The organism is Streptosporangium sp. NBC_01469 (genome assembly GCF_036227305.1).
Taxonomy (GTDB): Bacteria; Actinomycetota; Actinomycetes; order Streptosporangiales; family Streptosporangiaceae; genus Streptosporangium.
This window is the reverse complement of record NZ_CP109465.1, coordinates 6,833,745-6,853,745: the sequence shown is the minus strand read 5'-3', so window position 1 is coordinate 6,853,745 and position 20,001 is coordinate 6,833,745. Positions and strand designations below refer to the sequence as shown.

General features: G+C 70.2%; 17 protein-coding genes. 4 read left to right on the top strand and 13 right to left on the bottom strand.

The genetic code is table 11. The features are described from left to right. Positions 1–29: 29 nt before the first annotated feature. The 7 genes from OG587_RS30040 to OG587_RS30010 all read right to left on the bottom strand — a co-directional run bounded on the left by OG587_RS30040 (position 30) and on the right by OG587_RS30010 (position 5,204). The gene (locus OG587_RS30040; RefSeq protein WP_329081040.1) at positions 30–953 is read right to left on the bottom strand and encodes an SDR family oxidoreductase; all 924 of its coding nucleotides are present in this window, start codon (positions 951–953) and stop codon (positions 30–32) included. 25 nt (positions 954–978) lie between these two features. Then, positions 979–1,701, bottom strand: coding sequence for a GOLPH3/VPS74 family protein (locus tag OG587_RS30035; protein ID WP_329081038.1), 723 nt, complete (start codon positions 1,699–1,701; stop codon positions 979–981). Then, a complete protein-coding gene (locus OG587_RS30030) occupies positions 1,698–1,847 on the bottom strand; it encodes a hypothetical protein (protein ID WP_329081036.1) in 150 nt (49 codons plus the stop codon). Before OG587_RS30030 ends, OG587_RS30035 begins: the two co-directional genes overlap by 4 nt. An 85-nt stretch (positions 1,848–1,932) precedes the next feature. Further along, positions 1,933–2,685, bottom strand: a complete 753-nt coding sequence (locus OG587_RS30025; RefSeq protein ID WP_329081035.1) for a MerR family transcriptional regulator — start codon at positions 2,683–2,685, stop codon at positions 1,933–1,935. Positions 2,686–3,026: 341 nt separating this feature from the next. Next, a complete protein-coding gene (locus OG587_RS30020) occupies positions 3,027–3,713 on the bottom strand; it encodes an SDR family NAD(P)-dependent oxidoreductase (RefSeq protein ID WP_329081033.1) in 687 nt (228 codons plus the stop codon). 81 nt (positions 3,714–3,794) lie between these two features. Next, positions 3,795–4,187: an ester cyclase gene (locus tag OG587_RS30015; protein WP_329081031.1), complete on the bottom strand. Its 393-nt coding sequence runs from the start codon at positions 4,185–4,187 to the stop codon at positions 3,795–3,797. A 408-nt stretch (positions 4,188–4,595) separates the two neighbouring features. Beyond that, on the bottom strand, positions 4,596–5,204 hold the full coding sequence (locus OG587_RS30010; RefSeq protein ID WP_329081029.1) for a TetR/AcrR family transcriptional regulator: 609 nt from the start codon (positions 5,202–5,204) through the stop codon (positions 4,596–4,598). A 112-nt stretch (positions 5,205–5,316) separates the two neighbouring features. Between OG587_RS30010 and OG587_RS47310 the strand changes: the two genes are divergently transcribed. Then, the gene (locus OG587_RS47310) at positions 5,317–5,622 is read left to right on the top strand and encodes a hypothetical protein (protein WP_443075260.1); all 306 of its coding nucleotides are present in this window, start codon (positions 5,317–5,319) and stop codon (positions 5,620–5,622) included. On the opposite strand, the gene OG587_RS30000 is transcribed toward OG587_RS47310, so the two are convergent. Continuing rightward, a complete protein-coding gene (locus OG587_RS30000; protein WP_329081028.1) occupies positions 5,593–6,765 on the bottom strand; it encodes an AAA family ATPase in 1,173 nt (390 codons plus the stop codon). The two genes, OG587_RS47310 and OG587_RS30000, sit on opposite strands and share 30 nt — an antisense overlap. Positions 6,766–6,945: 180 nt before the next feature. On the opposite strand from OG587_RS30000, the gene OG587_RS29995 reads away from it, so the two are divergent. After that, positions 6,946–7,176 (top strand): hypothetical protein, encoded by a 231-nt coding sequence (locus OG587_RS29995; protein ID WP_329081026.1) that lies wholly within the window; start codon positions 6,946–6,948, stop codon positions 7,174–7,176. A gap of 4 nt (positions 7,177–7,180) precedes the next feature. Here OG587_RS29995 and OG587_RS29990 read toward each other — a convergent pair whose 3' ends face one another. Next, on the bottom strand, positions 7,181–7,561 hold the full coding sequence (locus OG587_RS29990; protein WP_329081024.1) for a winged helix-turn-helix transcriptional regulator: 381 nt from the start codon (positions 7,559–7,561) through the stop codon (positions 7,181–7,183). A 130-nt stretch (positions 7,562–7,691) separates the two neighbouring features. On the opposite strand from OG587_RS29990, the gene OG587_RS29985 reads away from it, so the two are divergent. Further along, the gene (locus tag OG587_RS29985; protein WP_329081023.1) at positions 7,692–8,096 is read left to right on the top strand and encodes a RidA family protein; all 405 of its coding nucleotides are present in this window, start codon (positions 7,692–7,694) and stop codon (positions 8,094–8,096) included. Positions 8,097–8,654: 558 nt separating this feature from the next. Here the strand turns inward: OG587_RS29985 and OG587_RS29980 are convergent. From OG587_RS29980 to OG587_RS29965, 4 genes are all read right to left on the bottom strand, one after another. Then, the gene (locus OG587_RS29980) at positions 8,655–8,915 is read right to left on the bottom strand and encodes a hypothetical protein (RefSeq protein WP_329081021.1); all 261 of its coding nucleotides are present in this window, start codon (positions 8,913–8,915) and stop codon (positions 8,655–8,657) included. Between the two features lie 502 nt (positions 8,916–9,417). Continuing rightward, on the bottom strand, positions 9,418–15,747 hold the full coding sequence (locus OG587_RS29975) for a LamG domain-containing protein (RefSeq protein ID WP_329081019.1): 6,330 nt from the start codon (positions 15,745–15,747) through the stop codon (positions 9,418–9,420). A gap of 133 nt (positions 15,748–15,880) precedes the next feature. After that, the gene (locus OG587_RS29970) at positions 15,881–16,600 is read right to left on the bottom strand and encodes a hypothetical protein (RefSeq protein WP_329081017.1); all 720 of its coding nucleotides are present in this window, start codon (positions 16,598–16,600) and stop codon (positions 15,881–15,883) included. A gap of 245 nt (positions 16,601–16,845) precedes the next feature. Further along, positions 16,846–19,683, bottom strand: coding sequence for an ATP-binding protein (locus OG587_RS29965; RefSeq protein ID WP_329081015.1), 2,838 nt, complete (start codon positions 19,681–19,683; stop codon positions 16,846–16,848). Positions 19,684–19,792: 109 nt separating this feature from the next. Here OG587_RS29965 and OG587_RS29960 point away from each other — a divergent pair, with 109 nt between their 5' ends. Beyond that, positions 19,793–19,981: a hypothetical protein gene (locus tag OG587_RS29960; protein WP_329081014.1), complete on the top strand. Its 189-nt coding sequence runs from the start codon at positions 19,793–19,795 to the stop codon at positions 19,979–19,981. Positions 19,982–20,001 lie beyond the last annotated feature (20 nt).

Below are 20,001 nucleotides of genomic sequence, written 5' to 3'. Positions count from 1 at the left end.
GAAGAACTGGTTGTTGGTTCCTGCAGCCGTCACGCAGGTTCGGACAGGTCACCGGAAGGACCGCGAAGAGGCCCGCTCGACGGCTCGGCGTGATGGGGGGACGAAAACCGGGAGAAGGCTCGCCAGCGCCACAGATAGCGGGGCAGCCGCAGGAGGGTGACGGGCCGGGGCCAGTCGCCGGCACGGAACCACGCTTCGGCGCCGCCGTCGACGACGACGACGCTGCCGCTCATGAACGTCGCCGCGGGCGAGAGCATCATGATCACCCAGTCGGCGAGGTGCCCGGGGTCACCCATTTCGCCGATCGGGTTGGGGAATGAGCGGAACGCCTTGGCCGCGAGCGGGTTCGCCAGTTCCTCGTCGAGCAGGGGGGTCTTCACCGGTCCCGGGGCGATCACGTTGAGCCTGATCCCGGCGCCGGCCCACGCCGGAGTCACCGCCGCCCGTCGTGCCCAGTCGGTCACCGCGAGCTTCGACGCCGCATAGACGAAGTTGGGGGCGGCCTGCCCGTATATCCGCGCCCTCCGCACCGCTCGGTCGATGTTGCCGGCGCGAATGGCGCGGAACACGTGCCGGGGCACTGCGGGCATGACGGTCGGCGAGTTGCTGCCGAACACCACGGCCCGGGCGTCGCCGCTCACCGCGAGCGCCGGCCGCAGGGCGGTCAGCAGCTCGACCGAGCCCAGATAATTGGTCTGCGCGATCCTCCGTACGCGGTCGGGACCGGGCAGGGGCCCGATCCCGGCGGCGACGACCGCGCCGTCGAGCACACCACCGGACCGCTCGATTATCCCGGCAGCCGCCGCCGAGCGGCCCTCCGGTGTCGCGAGGTCGGCGATGATGTCGGCGTCGCGCAGATCCACGCCGATCACGGAATGTCCGGCGGCGCGGAGCCGCTCGGTCACCGCGGCGCCCATCCCCGAGGCCGAACCCGTCACTGCATAGGTGCCCATTCGAATCCCTGTCCTTGCTGAGATGTCAATCACCACTCGGGAGGACGGCCGCCGCGACGATGACGTTGCTGACGATGGTCGCGGTGACGGTGCGCGCGACCGCTTCGGCGGCGGCTCCGGCTCCCCAGTTGCCTTGCTCGAGTTGCTTGGCGCGGGTGATCACGGGAGAGGTCCAGGGGATCTCGCGATGGAACTGGGGCAGGGTCCCGCTTCCCGAAAGCAGCGCCCCGAGGACGGCGACCCGGCGCTGCGGTTCCGCGCCGTCGACGAGTACGTCCCGTACGTCGGAGAGGAGGCGCGCCCGGCGACCGGTTCCGCCGTCCTCGAGGACCTTCGTGTTGAACAGGCCGAGCGTCTTGCGGCTCGCGCGCCGGATGTCGCCGCGTTCGACGAGCCGGTCGAGCAGCGGGCCACGCAAGGTCGGCCCGATCGCCGCGAGCGCCGTCTGGACACCTCGGGGTTTTTCGGCGAGGTAGTCCCACGCGGATCGCAGGATGTCGTCCGACGGCGGGTGATCCGCGACGGCCTCCACCCGCGTCGATCCGCCCCGGCCGGGAACGGTTCGCACATGCTCGCCGAGCCCGAGATCGGCGAGCACCGCTCCCGCGAGAATGTAGAAGAGCGTGTTCTCGCCCGCGATGACCCCGGTGCCCTGCAGCCCGGCGTCCGGCTGGAACAAAAGCAGCAGAAGATCCTCCGCCAGGGTCGGGGCCCCGAGCGGTTTGGCCTCGCTTCTGTTGTCGGTCACGGGTTCTTCGGGTTGCTCGGCCATCGGTCCTGCCTTTCGACGAAGGGGATCGCGCCGGCCAGCATGACGATGAGGGGCTGGACGGTGTCGGACACCTGAGCCACGAGATCCTGGAGATTGCGAACAAGGGTCTCGACGGGATCCACGGCGGGCTCCTCAAAGGGACGGGACACGAAGGCCGAGGACTGTCTCGACGTGCCCCCAAGTAGAAACCGTGTTCTGGGAACAGGGTCAAACGTGGTCGTCGTCCGCCTCGCGCGCGATGCGCAGTTGTTCGTGGGCGAGAACGCTTGCGCGCTGCAGCACGTCGATCTGAGCGGTGTTGTAGAGCCCGACCACCGCGTCGATGAAGGTCTGCCGCGTGACGTGCTCGCTCTTCGACAGATGCGCTGCCGGATCGCTTAACCAGGGGTAGTCGACGAGGTACTGGGCGAGGGTCGGCGCGAGTTTCTCGGCGAGGCGCAGCCTGGTCGCTTCGTCCGCGTCGGGCGGCAAGGAGTCGATGTCGTCGCCGATGGGGTCGGTGTCGGCCTCCACCATGCGCCGCAGATCCGTCATCGCATCCTCGTCGTACAGCTGCCTGTAGATGTGGATGATCGAGCTGTCGGAGCCGGACAGGCGCCCGGCGACGGACTCGAACCCCGCGGGTGTGTCGGCCGGCGCGCTGTCGCGCAGGATGGCCGCGATGCCGGACCGGGCTCGCTGCAGACGCTCGATGTCGGCCGCGAGTTCGGCGTCGACCTGGCGCAGGGCTTCGGGGGTGACGTCCCCGTCCGCGCCGGTCTCGCCGATCCGGGAGAGCGGCACTCCCAGCTCGGCGAGGCGCCGAATGCGCAAAAGGCATACGAGATCCTTCACGCCGTACTGTTTGTAGCCGTTGTATCGGCGTTCCGGCTCGTCGAGCAGGCCGAGCCGGTGGTAGTGCCGGATGGTGTTCACCGTCGTGCCGGCGAGTTGCGCGAGTTCGCGTGTGCTCCAGGTCACGTCGTCTCCTTCCCACGCGCTCACGGAGTGCGGGTTTTCGTCAAAGATGCCAGGAACGGAAGCCTGCCGCTCGCAGGAGCCCGGCGGTGATGCGCGCCGTCGACTCGATCGAGGCGCCCGCTGTCGGCCAGGCCGAGCCCCGCGGCGACGACGAAGTGGCGCGGCTTCATATCCCCGCGCCCAAAACACCCGCATGGCGCGCTCGAGCGCCTCGTCGATGTCGACACCCAAGGGCGGCTGCTCGTGGCCCCGGTCACCCCCGCGTCTGTCCAGGGCTGCGATGTCGCAACCGGCTCGCTCCACCGACTCCTCGCCACCACCGGACTACGCCCGCGTGGCGACTACCAGGGCAGTTCCCCGGTCTCGTCTTGGAAGGTTCCTGTCGGGCCGTCCACGTCGAGAGTGGCCAGGTGTACGACAGCTCTGGCGCTCTCCTCCGGCGATCTTCCGATCCCGAAGGCCGCGGTCATGTCGGTGGCTGTGGTGCCGGGCTCCAGTGCGTTGAACTTGATGCCGGGCTGGGACTTGGCGTACTGCACCGTCAGCATGGTTGCCGCCGCCTTGGACGCGGAGTAGAGCGCCAGCGGCAGGTGGAACTCGGGCCGGTCAGGGTTGTTCACCGCCCAGAACGATCCGACGCTGCTCGATACGGTGACCACGGTGGGGTTCGAGGACTTGCGCAGCAAGGGGAGTGCTGCTTCTGTGACGCGTACGATTCCCACCGCGTTGGTGTCGAACACCCGCAGGGCCGTGGGACCGTCGAGGAGTTCGTTCCCGAGGATGCCCGCGTTGTGCACCAGGACGTCGAGCTGCCCCTCGACCGCACTGATCGTCGCCAGCGCGTTGCTCACCGAGGCGTCGTCGGTCACGTCGAGCTGCACGAACCGTGCGCCGATGGCGGCGGCGGCCTTCTCACCTCGCTCGATGTCGCGCGCACCGATGTAGACGGTGTGCCCCAGTTCCAGAAGTTGTCTGGCTGTCTCGAGACCGATGCCCTTGTTGGCCCCGGTGATCAGTGTGACGGTCATGCGTTTCCTCTCGAAGTGTGTGGCCCGAGTGGACCGTTGGGTGCAACTGCTCTCCACGTCGCCGGCGCCGGCCCCGAAGGGTCAGCCGGTAAGCTGCCGGAGTAGTTCACCGGCGTCGTGCAGGGCCGTCATGTGCACGAACCGCCCGTTGCGCACCTGGTAGATGGCGTACTCGGTGATCGCGAACGAGGCGCCGGTGGGTGCCACACCGAGCCACTCCTTCACCGGCGTGCCCGTGTTGACCAGCCGCGCGGCCAGGCGATCACCGTCGAAGAGCAGTTCCTCGAGCTCCCAGTGCAGGTCCGGAACCGCGTCCACGTCAGCCTTCTGCACGGCGATGAGGTCGTCCCGGGTGGCAGGCTCACCGTTCAATGTGGTCCGGTCGTCGATGAACTCGTCCATCTGATCGAACCTGTGGGCGTTGAGCTCACCGATGTAGCGCAGGTAGAACCCGCGCAGATCACTGTCGGACATCAGATGTCCCTTTCTGCATGGCAGTCGTACGGCACCGGGTAATGCGATCCCGGTGCCCTCGAGAAGTCCCACGGGAGTCGACCTACGCCGACTTCCGCATCGATCGATACGGAAGTCCACCGTAGCACGTTCCGCATCGATCACTTCGGAAGGGTTTGGACCTGCGGGGCGGAGACGGGTGACTGCGATCAACTGTCATGCGAAACCGGCCGGGACGGCTCGTGAACGTCAGGCGGCGTCACAGCCCGGCCAGGCCGCGCAGAACGCAGGAGTCGTTGCTTCAGAGATCAGCCGGACACCTGGTCGAGATGCGGCAAGGGACTCTCCACCGGCAGCATCTGATGCTCTTGGCGCCAAACCAGGTCGACAAAGACACGGTTGTTCGCGAAGACGAACACCGGGCGGTTCTCAGCAGGGTGGCCAGTTGCGCAGGGCGGCGTCGGCCATGTCCTGGAGTTCGTCGCGGCCGACGCCGCCGGCGGCTTGCACGGCGATGCCGTAGGCCAAGGCGGTGACGTAGCGGGCGAGCAGTGCCGGGTTGGTCTCCGGCGGCAGGTCGCCGTCGTCGACGGCTCGTTCGAACCGTTCTCGGATGCAGGAGTAGCCGCTGTCGCGCCACGCGACGAGGAGGTCGCGGGCTCCACGGCTGGAGTCGCCGACGGCCAGGGCGCCCTGGACACCCAGGCACCCGTTGGGGCCGGTCGGGCGGGTGGTGGTTCGGACGGTGCCGGCAAAGATCGCGGTGACGACGCCGAGGGCGGTCGGTTCGTCCAGGGCTCGGGCCAGGTAGGCGCTCGGGCCCTCGGTGTAGCGCTCCAAGGCTTTACGGAAGAGCTCCTCCTTGTTGCCGAAGGCAGCGTACATGCTGGTGGTGGAGATGCCCATCGCGTCGGTCAGGTTGGCCAGACTGGCCCCCTCGTAGCCCTGCTCCCAGAACACCAGCAGGGCACGCTCGAGTGCCTCGTCGGCGTCGAATCCCCGCGGTCGGCCGGTTGGGCGGCGCTGTCTTGTCTCCACCCCAGCAGTTTAACCCTTCTGTAGCGATCGATGCAGAACATGCTACCCTCTACTTCTGCATCGATCGATACAAAAAATAGAAGAAGGGTACTCCACGTGGGACTGTTCGCGCATGCCTCTCGTGCCACTTGAGCAGGTCACCGAGGAGCACTTCGGCATCCTCTTCGGCATCAACGTTCGGGGCACGCTGTTCACCGTTCAGAAGGCGCTGCCACTGCTCAACGAAGGCGCCTCGGTAATCCTGAACGGCTCTACCAACATGGACGTCGGCGATGAGGCGCTCGGTGTGTACGCGGCGAAGAGTCCTCCGCCCGCATCACTGACGAACACGACGGCCTCACCGGACGCCGCCCCCGTTGACGGATCCACCTTGCGGCTCGCCGTAGCTTCAGGATCTCCGGGCCCTCACGGATGGTGAACGGGAGCAGGGCGGCGATCGCGGTGACGAACCCGACGATGAGGAAGGCGGTGCTGATTGCGCTAGACATGCCCTCAAGGACCGGCGCTGCCAGGCGGGGGTCCATACCCTCCGGTCACCGTCGAGCACGTTCGCCAGGGCGTCGTGTACGGCGAGACGAGCGGTGAGAGCGGCGTTCTGATAGGCGGCCGAGCGGATCAGTGGATGCCGGAAGGTGACCGATACGCCCGTGACCCGCAGCAGCCCAGCCTGCTCGGCGACCTCAAGGTCCGCCACAGAGGTATCAAGGGCTCGGCCCGCGTGGAGCACGGTCCCCAGGTCGCCGGTGCCCTCGGCGGCGGCGACCAGCAGGAGAAGCCGGGTCTTGTCCGGCAACCGGCTGATCTGGTCGCCGAAAGCGGAAAGGACCCTGCCGGTGACGGGGAGCGCGGCCGGCGCGGCCGCCCGCCCGGCACGCTGCTCGGCGCTGAGCCCGGCCGGTAGCTCGATCAGCGCCAAGGGGTTCCCGGCAGACTCCTCGATGATCCGGTCCCGTACCGTCGTGGCCAGGCCGGGGGCGTGCTCCGCGAGGAGATCGGCGGCGGCGTCCTGGTCCAGCCCGTCCAGCACCAGCTCGGGCAGGCCAGGGGCGTCGAAGAGGACGCCGGATCCGTCCCGGGCCGCGAACAGCAGCGCGATGCCCTCAGCGTCGAGACGGCGAGCGGTGAACAACAGGGCCTCGGCGGAGGCCGGATCGAGCCAGTGGGCATCGTCGATCAGGCAAAGCATCGGACGTTCCTCGGCGAGGTCCGACAGAAGAGTGAGCACGGCCAGCCCAACGAGGAACCGATCCTCGCCCCCGGCGTCCGACAGCCCCAGCGCGCCTCGCAGTGCGGTCGCCTGCGGGCCGGGCAGTCCGTCCAGCCGGCTCAGCGCCGGGCGCAGCAGCATCTGCAGGGAGGCGAACGGCAGCGCCGACTCGGCCTCGACCCCGACGGCGCGCAGCACACGCAGCTCCGCCGCCTCGCGTACGGCCTGATCGAGCAAGGCCGACTTGCCGATGCCCGCCTCTCCGCGTACCACCAAGACCCCGCTCCGGCCTGACCTGGCCTCCGCGATAAGCCGCGCGATCGCGGCCTGTTCTGAATCCCGCCTCAGCAGCATGTTCCAGAAGCTACCGCCCGCGCGGCTCCTCCCCGCCACCAAGCCCTGCGCAGAGCCAAGGTCGTCCAGGCCTTCACCCACATCCAAGCTCCCCGCGTTACCACCGCGGGCACGGCAGCGGGCACCCCCAGCCGTCTGGCGCTGCCGGTCTCAAGTGACTTCCCCGAGGCCGTGGAACTCGTGACGCGACTGTACGACCGGTTCGGGTTCGACACAGTCGACAACAGCCCGCTGCGCGAATCGTGGCGCAGCACTCCCGGCCAACCTGCCTGGGACGCGCTCCAGTACCAGACCCGTGACGAACTGATCACCGACCTCGCCAGGGCGCGACGGTTGGAGCCGCTCCATCTACGGCGAGTCGACCTGGTCACCGATTCTTCCCTGTCTCCAAGGAGCGTCCACTTGAACTGAGCTGTCAGGCGTTGAAGCGCTGGCGGGCGGTCTCGATGTGGCCGAAGTACTGGTGGGTCCAGCCGCAGATGAGATCAACCGTCGCGCGCAGGGCCTGGCCCGGCCCGGTGAGGGTGTACTCGACTCGCGGCGGCACAGTGGGATACACCTTCCGCTCGGCCAGGCCGTTGCGCTCCAGCATGCGCAGATTCTGGGTGAGCATCTTGTGGCTGATGCCCTCGACCTCGTCGCGCAGTTCGCTGAAGCGGAGGGTGCGCTCACCGAGAGCCTCGATGATGAGCAGCGCCCACTTGTTGGCGACATCCGAGAAGATCTCCCGTGCCAGGGAGTCCGCGCGCCTCAGGTCCGCTTCGTCAGCCGTGCCTGCGAACTGCTTGGTCACCATGAGGTTCCCCAGTCTCTAAAAAGTGCGTTCTTCCACATCAGCGAACACTCTCCTATGGTTTCTGAGTAACCGCAAGAGAGCATGGGCGTCCTCCGGCGCCTCGATCTCACATAACCGATCAGGAGATCTCGTGGCTGTTTCGCTCATCAACCCTGACAGGCATATCCAAGTCCCGCTCTACCACCACGTCGCGGTGGCGAGGGGAAGCAGGCAGGTCCATATCGCGGGACAGGTCGCCTGGGACGAGAGCGGCGAGCTCGTGGCACCGGGCGACCTCGCCGGGCAGGTCACCCAGGTCTACCGCAACGTCGCCAAAGCGCTGGACGCTGCCGGAGCGACGTTTCACGACGTCGTCCGCGTCACGTGGTACGCCGCAGGCTGGAAGAGAGAGATGTACGACGCCTTCAATGCCGGCATCGAACAGGCGGCCCGCGAGTTCGACATCGCCACGCCACCGGCCGCGCTGATCGGGGTGGACGTGCTTTTCGAGCCCGGCATCCTCATCGAGGCCGAAGTCACCGCGATCATCGATTGAAGCGGTCACACCAGGTCGCGGTAAACCGCAAGCGCCGCGATGATGTGCCGATGCCCCCGAAGACCGCCTATCACGACGCGCTCGGAGACTACTTCGCCGAGCACAGGGGCGAGGAACCGGCGGACAGCCGTTGGCGCTGAGTCGGTAAAGGTCCGAGGGACCACCCCACCAACACCTCTGCCCAAGCGCAGGGATGAGGTCTTTGGGGAGGGGTCTATGGCGCGACCGAGCGGAACCGGCTGGGTGACGGTCTTGGCTGGGCGCGGGCCCTCCCTGGCACGAGCGCGAGGGGCGGCTCCCGCAGGAGCCGCCCCTCGCGCTGGCGGGCGCCTTACGCGAATGGTTCGCGGCAACCTACAGCCTTGCCCACTCGGGCTCAAGCCTGGTCAGGTTACGGTGCCTGAGGCGAGGCCGTCGGGCGGCAGGACATGGTGGGCGATGACCTGTTCGCGGGCGTGTTTCAAAGGCCGGTGGTGAATCAGGCCCGGTCCAGATAGGTGCCTGGTCGGGACCTCCACGGCGTCGGTCATGGCCCGGCGCAGGATCTGGTAGAGAGGGTCAGATCGGCGGCAGGGCGCGGCACGAGTCATTTCCCGCGACGTCTTCACAGACCGATGCGACCGTGACGTCGCCGGGGAAGGTGCGATTGCCGCATCCAGCTGCGGACCCGTTGGAATCCCCTACTGTGTGCAGAAGGGCACTGCCTTTGTAATAGAACTGGCCGTAAACGCCATTTCCATCCTGCTCCTTGTCGCAGACTTCGACCCATCGGTGGTCGGCGCCGACGCCCACGTAGTCGCTTCCCTCGTAGCCGCGCACGTAATGAGCATATGCAGGAAGCGCCGCAGCCAGCACGAGCGCGCCGGCACTTGCGAGTACTGATACCGATCTGAGCCCTGTCCGGACGGAGCTCCTGGCGCTATTTCTAATGCTTAACACGTGCATCTCTTCTCCCCTGCCGTCCGTGATCATCCCGATATGCGGAGAATCTAACCAAGAAGTACGTCCCTGCCCTTGCCCATCCGCGCCCTGTCCTTGCCTATCCGCGTCAAGTCTGGGGGCCCGCGCCCTGGCTCACTGAGCCAGCCCGGGCCAGGAAGGGGATGTCATGGCGCTCATGGCGGTGTCGAGGTTCGAAGGTTCCTCCGATCGGCGGCAGGGCGCTCTACCAATCAGTAACGTGCGGGAAATCAGATTCCCGCAGGTAATTCACCCCCGTCCACAGGGGCGCGCAGGGGGGCGTACGACCCCCGCCTCCCCGGCGCCGATCCCCCGGCGTGCGCCCGGCCGGGCGGTGCCGGCCGGGCGCATGCGTGCGGGGTCACAGACGGGTCAGGGCGGGCACCGGGGGCGGCAGGGGTAGCGCGCCCCCCGCGTAGCCCGACTGGAAGTAGCGGACGGTGGAGATCAGGAGTGCGTTGAGCAGGGCCACGGCCTCCGGATCGGGGTTCGCGCCACGGGTCTGGGAAAGGAACGTGGCCCACCACGGGACGATGCCGCCGAACCGCAGCCCCCGCAGGGCGACGGCGTTCGGATCGTTGCTGAATCTCAGCCACTGCGGATCCACGACCTGCGACAGGAACGCCTGGCCGTTGTCGGCCGACTGGGGAAGGTAGAACGTCATGAACCGGTAGGCGTCCACCTTGCCCGGGCACGGCTCGTCGGTGTAGTCGCCCGCGCCCGCGTTGGCCGTCGGATCGTACCCCTGGAGCATGGGGTCGCAGGCGTTGGTCACCCGCAGGGCCACCGCGTGCCCCTCGTTGCGCTTCTTGCCCACCTGAAGCTTGATCTCGCCGCCGAGGAGCAGGTCGAGATCGCTCGCCATGCCCACCGGGACGTTGAACTCGGTGCTCCACTGAAAGCCGGTGCCGTGGCTGTAGGAGTACAGGCCCGCGTAGGAGTTCTCGTGCGTGGCGGAGAAGCTTTCCGTCTCGGTGTGCAGGCCGCCGGCAGCGGTCCACACGTAGCGGTTGGCGATGCCCCGGGTGGCGACGTCGTCCGTGTAGTCGTAGAACTGCTTGCCGGCCGGGCCGTCGAGCGAGTCGTCCTCGTTCTGGCCGAGCGACTGGGCGTCGAACCGGTCGAAATACGTCCGCAGGTTCTGATCGGCCTTCTCGATGTCGGCGGCCAGCCGGTAGGCCTCGCCGGGTTTGAAGTAGCTGCCGCGCGTCAGGTCGGCCTGGGGGTAGTCCGGGTCGTCGACCAGGCCGACCTTGCCGTCGAGCGTGCCGTTCTTCACGTAGCTCGGGTCGATGCGGAACATCAGCACGTTGCGGTCGGGCGGCGTCTCCAGGTTGGGCAGCACGATCTTGCCGACCATCGCGCCGTTCGAGCGCAGCCGCATGGCGTACAGGTCGGCGGTGAGCGACTCCACGATGGCGTAGCCGTAGTTGTGCGGCTGGTAGCGGCGTCCGACGTCGGTGTTGAGGAACGCCGGCTTCGGTTCCCAGGCGCCGCGCAGGCCGATGGTGTCGGTCACCGTGCGGGTCCACGCGGAGACGTAGTTCTCGTCCTCCTGCCTGGCCCGGCTGAGGGACGACTTGTGGTGCGCGAGGATCTTGGACTTGAACTCGGCGCTTTTGAAGGAGATCGGCCCCAGGTTGGCCCACATCTCGTTGTTGATGACCACACCGATCTTGAAGTCGAGGTCCATCTTGATCGAGGTGCGGTAGTCGCTGCTGGAGAATGTGAACGACCGGGTGTCGGTCTGGTCCAACGCGACGGTCGTCGCGTCCAGGTAGGAGTTGTACCCGAACGGGCTGAGGTACAGCGGGCGCGAGAGGTTCTCGCTCGGCACCGGCGGCGCGCCCTCGATGTAGCCGATGAGGGTGGGCCGGGTCTGCACCTGGCCGAGGTAGGTGAGGATCATTTCCCCGAGCCCGAACCCGGAGAAGACCGCGAGCGCGGGGTCGCAGACGGCGTAGGCGCGCCGCATCACCGCGGTCGGCGTGCCGTCGGCGTGCACGTCGCTGTCGGCGTACTCGACGACGGCGGCCCGGCCGGAGAGCGGCTCCTGGAAGCCGGTGACCGGCCCGTCGTAGACGTTGCGCACCTGCGGGCCCTCGTTGGCGACCGGCGCCGTCGAGGCGACGAAGGCCGGGCTTCCGACGAGCTTGCCCTGCGCGCTGCGGCCGGTCAGGTCGTCGCAGTTGCCGTCCAGCGGCCAGTACGCGGACAGGTCGGCCTCGGACCCGGAGAGCGGGCGGTACATCGTGTCGAGGATCTGGTCCTGCGACAGCGCCCGCGACCACAGCCGCACCTCGGCCACCTGGCCCTTGAACCCGGTGACCACCGTGCCGGACGTGTCCAGGCAGCCGCCGACCGTGGCCTGCCTCGCGCCGAGGTAGCCCGGCACCATGGACGCGTCCGCGGGGGTCATCTGGGCGATCAGCACGCCGTCGCCGTAGCAGGTGGTGGTGGAGATCGTCGAGAACGACGCCCACATGTCGGTGTCGCTGAGCAGGAAGTCGTTGCCGCCCACGCCGTCGGCGGCCGTCGTGCCGATCCGCTCGCCGAACCACCACGCCGCCTCGACGCCGTCGGCGCCGTCGTAGCCCTGGCCGGCCTCCATGGCGGCCACCACCTGGGCGGCGGTGAAGGTCACCGAGGAGAAGCGCACCCCGGTGAGCAGGCCCTGGAAGGGCGCCTGCGACTCCAGCGCGACCGTGCCGCCCGACGCCGGGAGGGTGCTGATGCCCAGGCTGAGGGGTTCGCCGGACGTGACGACGCTTGAGGTGGCCGTGTCGGACAGCACGACGGTCGCCGCCGTGCCGGCGACCCCGTCGACGTAGACGGTGAGCGTACAGGTGCTGCTCACCTTGTTGGTGTCCTTGTCGGTCGACGTGGTCACGCCGTACGCGACGGCGACGTGGTGGGCCGTCCCGTCTGCGACGTTCGCGGTGTGCGTACCCTTCAGCGCGGACAACTCCCCGGTGGACGGGTTGGAGACGTTGACCGCGCAGTACGCCCTGCCGTCGGGGCCGACGGCGAGCTGGAACGCCTGGTCGTCCTGGGTCTCCCCCCACTGGGACAGGATGGTCCGCGACAGGGAGGCCGGCGCGTCCAACTGGATCCACGCTTCGACGGTGGCCTGATCCCCGAAGGAGAGCACCGAGGTGTCACAGGTGCCGTAGTCCAGCCGGGTGCCCGACAGGCCGCCCGGGTTGAGGCGCAGGCCGCCGGCGACCTCGTGGACGACGGCCAGGTGATGCCAGCTGTTCGCCCGCATGAAGCTCCTGGCGAGCACCGGGCTCCCCCCGCCGACCGCGGCGACCATGTTGACGAACTCGCCGTCGCTGGAGGAGGTCACCGGCTGCGCCTGGGTCGGGCGCAGCGTGCCGTTCAGGGCCGCGCCCGTCGCCGCGGCGTGGTTGGGGAACGCGTTTCCCGCCGGGTCCTCGGTCAGCGGCCAGTAGCCGACCAGGCCGGGCTCGGTGCCGTGCAGGGAGGCGTCCATCGTGCGCAGCAGTTCGGCCTCCGTGCACGGCCCCGACCAGAAGCGGACCTCGGCCAGGGCACCGAACATGCTGACGTTGCGGATGTCGCTGGCGCCGATGCACAGGAACGGCGCCTCTGTCGCCGCCGGGTAGAACGGGGCGTCCCCGGTGGCGGCGAGCGCGCCGCCGACGTAGATCCGCAGCGTGTACGTGCCCGGCGTGGCGCCGGGGGTGGCGGTGACGGCGACGTGCGTCCAGGCGGCGGCCGGCAGCGGCTCGGGGACGGTGAGGCTCGACTCGGACGGCACGCCTGGCCGGCCGGTGCGGTAGGCGAAGGTCAGCGCGCGGCCGGCGTCCACGTAGAGCTGTGCCTGGGCGCTGTCGGGGTAGACGCTGTCCTGCAGCTGGAACACGCACCCGTAGCGCTGGCCGCCGGGAGCCGGAGCGGCGTCGGGACGAATCCACGCCTCCCAGGTGAACCCGGTCGGCGAGGCGGGCGCGAAGACCGACTGGGCGGGCACGTTGATGTACGAGCCCGCATAGCTCTGCTGGCCCGGGTTGAACGCGGCGTACTGGAGGGTGGACATGCCGACGGTGCCGAGCACGTACGACGGGGTGACCACCCCGAGAGCGACCGGCCCGCCGTTGTAGCAGACCACCGGCGCCGGCAGGCCGTCCACCGGGCAGGCCCACGCCTCCACGGTGGTGCGGTAGGTGGGAGCGAGCTGCGCGCCGGGCGAGGGGACGGTCATCGCGTCGCCGCCGCCGAGCGACAGGGCCCGCGGTTGGTGTGCGGACACCCATCGCCCGTTGGCGCCCTGCTCGGTGAGCGTGCCGGTGCCGTTCACGGCCGAGGCGGTCTCGCCGAACAGGGGGACGGTGACCCCGGTCGCGGACAGCCCCAGCATGCCGTCGTCGGCGCCGCCGGGGACCGGTCCGGCCAGGGTACGACCCTGTAGGCGGGCGGCCTGGAAGGTCCCGGCGGTGAGGGAGCCGTCGGGCGCGGGCCAGGCGACGTCGATCAGGGTCGAGCCCGCGCGCAGGTCCACCGGGGCGGAGATGACCTGGTCGGCGACTTCGCCGGGCAGGGCGTCCGGGGAGATGTAGGTGAACAGGGCGGCGACGTCGGCTGAGCCGCGCATCGCGGCGACCAGGCTGGTCTGGTCGCGCCCGATCGCCCGCAGTACCACGGGGGTGGAACCCTCCTTGAGCACGGTGAGGTCGCAGTGCGACGGGTCGCCGTCGCCGGACGCGGCCACCGTGAGCGTGAGCGGGGCCGTGGACGCCGCGAACGCCAGGATCACGCCGCCGCCGGTGGCCAGAGCGTACACCGGGGTGTCACCGGCCCCGGGCCGGTAGGGGTAGACGGCCGTGCCGGCGTTCCCGCCGAGGACGGGCAGCAGGGAGGTGACGTCGGCCGGCACGGACGCCCAGGTCTGGGTAGCCGTGGCCCCGCCCGGCAGGGAGTAGGTCATGGTGAGGCCGAGCAGGTCGCCGTCCGCGGCACCGACGGTGACCGAGGCGAGCGGGACGTCGTCGCGGTGCGAGACGAGAGTCAGCGGGGTCGCGCTCTGGCCCACCGTGAACCGCGCCATGGCGAGCCGGCCGGCGGCGTCGTAGAAGGGGACGGCCCCCGAGCGGACGTCGGTGTCGGTGGGGTCAGCCGATGACGCGCCGTTGAGTATCCGGATCAGGGCGGCGACGTCGCGCGGTACGCCGTTCCAGGTCTCGGCGGGCAGCCCGGACGCCTGGCCGTAGTCGATCGTGACCGTGCACAGGTCGGGCTGGCCGGGGCAGTCACCCACCGTGACGCCGACACCGTTCATGGTCGTGCCGGCGCGCCGCGCGACCAGGCGCAGGCTGCCCTCTCGACTGGACGGCGTGGTCCAGGGCACCGCCACCGTGGCCCGGGTGACGGTCGGGTCGAACTGCGCGACCAGGAACGGCGCGTCGCCCTCGTCGTCCGGTTGGCCGGCGAAGTAGCAGTGCAGAAGACCGTCCGCGCCGCTCAGCAGGCTGGGCGGTCCGGTGGGCGCGGGCCGGCCGAGCAGGACCGCGCTCAGCGTGCCGGTGCCGGCCGGCCGGATGGCCTCGGCGGGCACCGGGTAGCCCGCCGGGTCGTGGGCGGGGGTGAAGGCGCCGCCGTCGAAGGTGCCGTCGACGAGCACGCACGCCGTGCCGGTCGGCGGCGCGGGGACGGTGCCGTCCGGCTGCAGGGGGAAGTCGTAGACGGCCAGCGCCGCCGGCAGGCCGGCTGTGCCCACCGGCACCGTGACGGCGAGCCGGATGCTCCGGCGCAGGGTGCCGTCGGTGTCGTCGGGCATGGTGACCTGCTCCTGCTCCTCGTAACAGGACAGCGCGGGCCCCGCCGTGGGGGTGAGTGACCGGGCCGGGCCGGGCGTCATGGCGAGGGCGGGTGTGATGGCGAACGACGTGGAGGACCACGGCGAGACGTCGACGCGGCCGGTGGAGTCGCGCGGGTAGGACAGGCAGACGACCTGGGTGTCGGTGACGGCGACGATATGCCAGCGCGAGCCGGTGGCCCCGGCGGGGACGAGCGCGACGTCGAACCGGCCGTCCGTCACGGTCGCGGGGAGCGGCAGTTCGACCGTGGGCTCCAGGAAGGGCCGGTTCACCATGTCGGTCGAGCCGAGCGCGTCGCCGGGGGCGGCGGGTACGTCGCGGTCGCCGCTGCGCCGGTACCGCGTCTCCCAGACGCGCTGGAGGACGTACACGGGGGCGTCGCCGTCGCGCGCGGGGGCGCCGTCCAACGAGTTCTGCACGAACACGAACCGGTCGATGTAGAGGCTGCCGGCCGCCGACTGGCGGAAGCAGGAGACGTAACGGTCGTCGGCCACGACGCGGAACGGCGCGTCGGCCGCGTCGGGGACGGTGCCGCCGGGGCCGACGGTGATCAGCGTGGATCCGGCCAGGCGCAACAGCGGCTGCGGGTCGGCGCTCGGGGTGCCGGGGGTCGTGGCCTGCGAGGGTTCGGCCAGCGGCAGCGGCTGCCAGCCGATCCACTCGCCGGGCACGCCCACCTCGCCGCTGGTCGGACGGACGTTGTAGTAGAGGGTGTCCACGGGCTTGCCGGCCTCGCGGGCGAACAGCACGACGTTGCCCTGGACGGTGACGGTCACGGGGTCGAGCAGGGGGATGCCGTTGCAGTCGGTCGACGGCCAGGTCAGCTGGACGACGGGGGTATCAGTGCTCATCTTCATAGCTCCTTATCGGCAGACGGTGACATATTCGTCACGCTTCGTGATCAATGAGGGCGGTGGCATGCCGGGGGCGGCGGACGGGTTCGTCCGCCGCCCCCGGCGCGCTCTCGTGAAGAGGGTCAGCCCCTCATCGGGTGTAGCTGGCCTCCACCGTGGTGGAGCCGGGGTTGGGGTTCAGCGTGAGGTCCACCGCCCACCGTGTGCCCTGCCCCTCCCAGTCGCTGTGGCTGTCGCTGATGGCCAGGCCGTAGCTGCCGTTACGGGCGCCCGACAGCGACGCGGTGAAGGTGGACTTCTGGCCCACCGGGAACTGCATGTCGAAGTTGATGTTCAGCACGGTGCCGTCGGCCAGGTTGTAGGTCATGCTCCCGGCCGGGCCGATCTCCGACGCCAGCTTGCTGCTGGCGACGAACGCGGTCTCCTGCGGCCCGCTCGGCACCGAGACAGGGTAGGTGGAGTACTCGCCGTGGCTCAGGGTGGGGACGTTGCTGACGTTGAGCGTCAGGCCACTGCTGTTGGTGATCTTCAGGGTGAGCTGGTCCCAGTAGAGGTCGCCCTCGGGCTCGGTGCTGCCGACGTGGCCGTCGACGCGGCCGTCGCGAGCGTCGGCGAGCGTCTCGTGCAGCCAGGTGAAGACCTGGGCCGCGTTGAACACCGACGGCACGTGGCGCAGGCTGACAGTGGTGGCGTCGCGCTTCTCGTCGTACTTCAGGGTGCCGCGCACACCGAGGCAGCGCAGCTCGTCGCCGCCGACGCGCTCGGCGCCGAGGCCGTTGAGCAGGTGGCGTCGCAGGGCCTCGAACGCGGGGCGCTCGACGTTGTGGAAGGTGATGGTCTCGCTGGACATGGTCGTCTCCCGACGGATGGGTCGCTTGCGTGGACGGCCTCTCGCGCTTCGTGAGAGGGGCCTCGGTCCGGGCCGCCTCGTCGGCAGGCCCGGTTGAACACGTCGGCAACGCTAGGTCGGCGACCTGTGATGAATCGTCCGGGAAATCCCTACACTCGACCCCAATGTTCACCCCCCGACGCGCCACTCCGGGCATGTCAGGGGTGCGGGGCTCCCCTTATAGGGGCCCGCGCCATATGTCGGTTTCAAACCAGGGCGCCTGCCGGCGGCGCCGCCGGCAGGGGCGCCAGCTGCAGCGCGAGCTGCGTGCGGGTCCTCACACCGAGCTTGCGGTAGGTACGGCTGAGGTGGGCCTCGACGGTCTTCTCGCTGACGAACAGCCGCTCGGCGATCTGGCGGTTGGTGAGCGCGGTCGCGGCGAGCTGGGCGACCTGCCGCTCGGAGGGCGTCAGCGCGTGCGCGCCGCCGACCCGCAGCCGGGGGGCGCGCCCGCCGGCGGTTTCGGTGAGGAGTGCGCCGAGCCGCTCGGCCAGCGCTGGGGCGTGGCACTCCAGCGCGAGTTCGGCGGCGCGCTGGATCGTCTCTCCGGCGGCCTGCCGGTCGCCGCCCGCGAGCAGGCGCTCGCCGAGGGTGGCCTGCGTCCGCGCCAGCTCCAGACGGGCGGGGCCGCCGTCGAGCAGGCTGACCGCCTCCGACAGCAGGCGCCGGGCGTCCGCCTCGTCGGTGGCCAGGTCCGCCGCGGCGCGCAGCGCCACCGCGATGTGCCGGGGCACGCCGAACGACCGGGCGCGGCGGAGCTGAGCCTCGACCAGTTCGGCGGCTCGGGCGCGGTCGCGGGTCCGCAGGCAGGCGCGCGCGGCGTGCAGCCGCCACGGGACCTCCATGATCTTGGAGGCACCCCACTGCTGGTAGACGCGGGCGCAGGTCAGCGCGTCGGCGAGCGCGGCCTCGTCGTCGCCCTGCTCGGCACGCAGCCGGGTACGCGCGTCGAGCAACCACAGCTGCAGGGCGGTACGCGGCCCGCCGCCGCCGGCCAGCACGCTGGATTCCAGGAGCTGCTCGGCCTCGGCCGGTCGGTCCTGCTCGATGAGCAGGTGCACGGCCGTGGACTGCAGGGACGGCAGCGCGAAGTTCGGCGCCGGCGCCGCGCGCGTACCCTGCTCCACGTGATCCTCAGCCTGCGCCAGGTCGCCGCGGAGCAGGGAGATGCGGGCCAGGTAGGCGTGGATCATTCCCATCGGGAAGAGGATGCCGCGGTCCACGGCCGTGCGCAGCGCCTGGTGCAGGCGCTGCTCGGCCTCGTCGAGCCGGTCGGCCACGATCATGGTGTGCAGCGCGGCCCAGATGGACGGACGCTCGGGGGTCAGCCGGTCGCCCGCCAGTGCCGCCCGCGCCGGAGCGACGGCCTCCTCCGACGGCCCGCCCGCGAACAGCGCCTCCATGGAGAGCTGGGCGTTCAGCACCGCGTCGGACCGCCCCGGGAGGTCGCGGAAGGCCGTGAGCCGTTCGGTCAGCATCGCGCGTGACGGCAGGTCGATACGGGCGATGCCGATCAGCTCGGCCGCGAGTTCGGCCGCCAGCACCGGGTCCTCCTTGGGAGGCAGCTCGGCGGCGGCTTGGGTCAGCAGGACGACGGCCTTGCCCGGCTCGCCGCAGGCGTTGCGGAACCGGGCGAGGCTGTAGGCGCACAGGGCGCCCTGCCGCGGGTCCTCGGCGAGATTCAGCGCCTCCGACAGGTTCGCCTCGGCCTCGGCCAGGGCCAGTTCGTGCACTTGGCAGTTGCCCAGGCGCCGGCTCACCTCCGATCGCAGACCGGGCTCGGGCGGCTCGGCGCGGGCCCGTGCGAGGTAGACGGCGGCGATGCCGGTGGCGCCGCGCTGCCGGGCTTGCTCGGCGGCGGCCAGCAGCAGCGTGACGTGCCCGGCGTCACCGGCCGGGACGGTACGCAGCAGGTGCGAGGCGACACGCTCGACAGGCTCATCGGCCGCGCGCAGCACCGCCGCGGCGCGCTCGTGCTCGGCACCGCGCCTCGCGGGCGGCACCAGGCCGAGCACCACGTCGCGGACGACGGCGTGGGTGAACGCGGGCGGGTCGTGCCGTTCGAAGACACCGTGCTGGACGAGACGCTCGGCCGCCGCGGAGGTCACCGCCGGCGGCAGGCCCGCCTGCCGGGCGACCAGCGCCAGGGTGACGTCGTCGCCGAGGATCGCGACGGCGCGCGCCACCCGCTGCGCTTCCTCCGGCTGGCGGCGCAGCCGTGCGGTGACATACCGGCGCACGGCGTCGGGACCGGCGTCGTGGACGGCGGTGACCGCCGCCGCGTCGGGCCGCACGGCGTCGCTCACCAGGACGCGCAGCAGCTCGCGCAGGAAGAGCGGGTTGCCGGAGGTGGTGGCGTGGCAGGCGGCGCAGAAAGCGTCGTCGGCCCCGGGACCGAACTCGCGCCGGATCAGTTGCGCTGCCCCTTGGAGGGTCAGGTGCCGCGGCTCCAGCAGCGTCACCTCACCGGCGGCCATGATGTCGTCCAGGTGGCCGTCGTCGCCCTGCTCGGCGGCCCGCGTAGTGACGACCACGGTCACGGCCACCGACTCGACCCGGCGGGCGAGAAAGCCGAGGAACCGCAGGGACGGCTGATCGGCCCACTGAGCGTCGTCCACCAGGACGACCACAGGCGCGCGTTCCGACAGGCTCACCAGGAGCCAGTACAGGCCGTTGAGCAGTGGGAACAGTGTGGCCGCCTCCGCGCCGGGCGCCACGGCGGTCTCGGCGAACAGGCCCTCCGTCGCCTGGGCCGCTCCGGTGAAGAACACGGCCCGCTCCGTCGCGTCCCGTGGCAGCGCGGGTTCGAAGAGCTGGCGCACCACCCCGAAGGTGAAGTCACGCTCCAGTTGGGCCCCGCGTGCGGACAGGACCGTGGCGCCGGACGCGGCGGCGAAGTCGCGGGCGTGACGCAGCAGGGCCGTCTTGCCGAGGCCGGGCGCGGCGTCCAGGACGACGACGCTTCCCATTCCGGCCCGTGAGCGGATGAGCGAACGCTCCAGCGCGCGGATCTCCAGGTCGCGCTCCACCAGGCCGCCCGTCAAGAGAGCACTCCGCGCCTCACGCTCCGGATCTTACCTCACACGAGCACGACGCCCAGGTCCCGCGCTCCTGCTGGAGGTGCACGCCTGAACCGGGTTCCTGGACGCCTGCGTGCACCTGGCCGATATCTCCACCCGCATGGACGACCTGCCCAAGACGCTGGTGGCGCTGCTGATCGGCGAGGCCTGCAACGTCGGGCTGACGCCCGTGATCAAGGCCGGGGATGAGGTGCTGACCCGGGGCGACTCTCGCACATGGATCAGAACCATGTGCGCGGCGATCCGAAGTATCCGTCGGTGATCGTGGACCAGCTGCGGGCT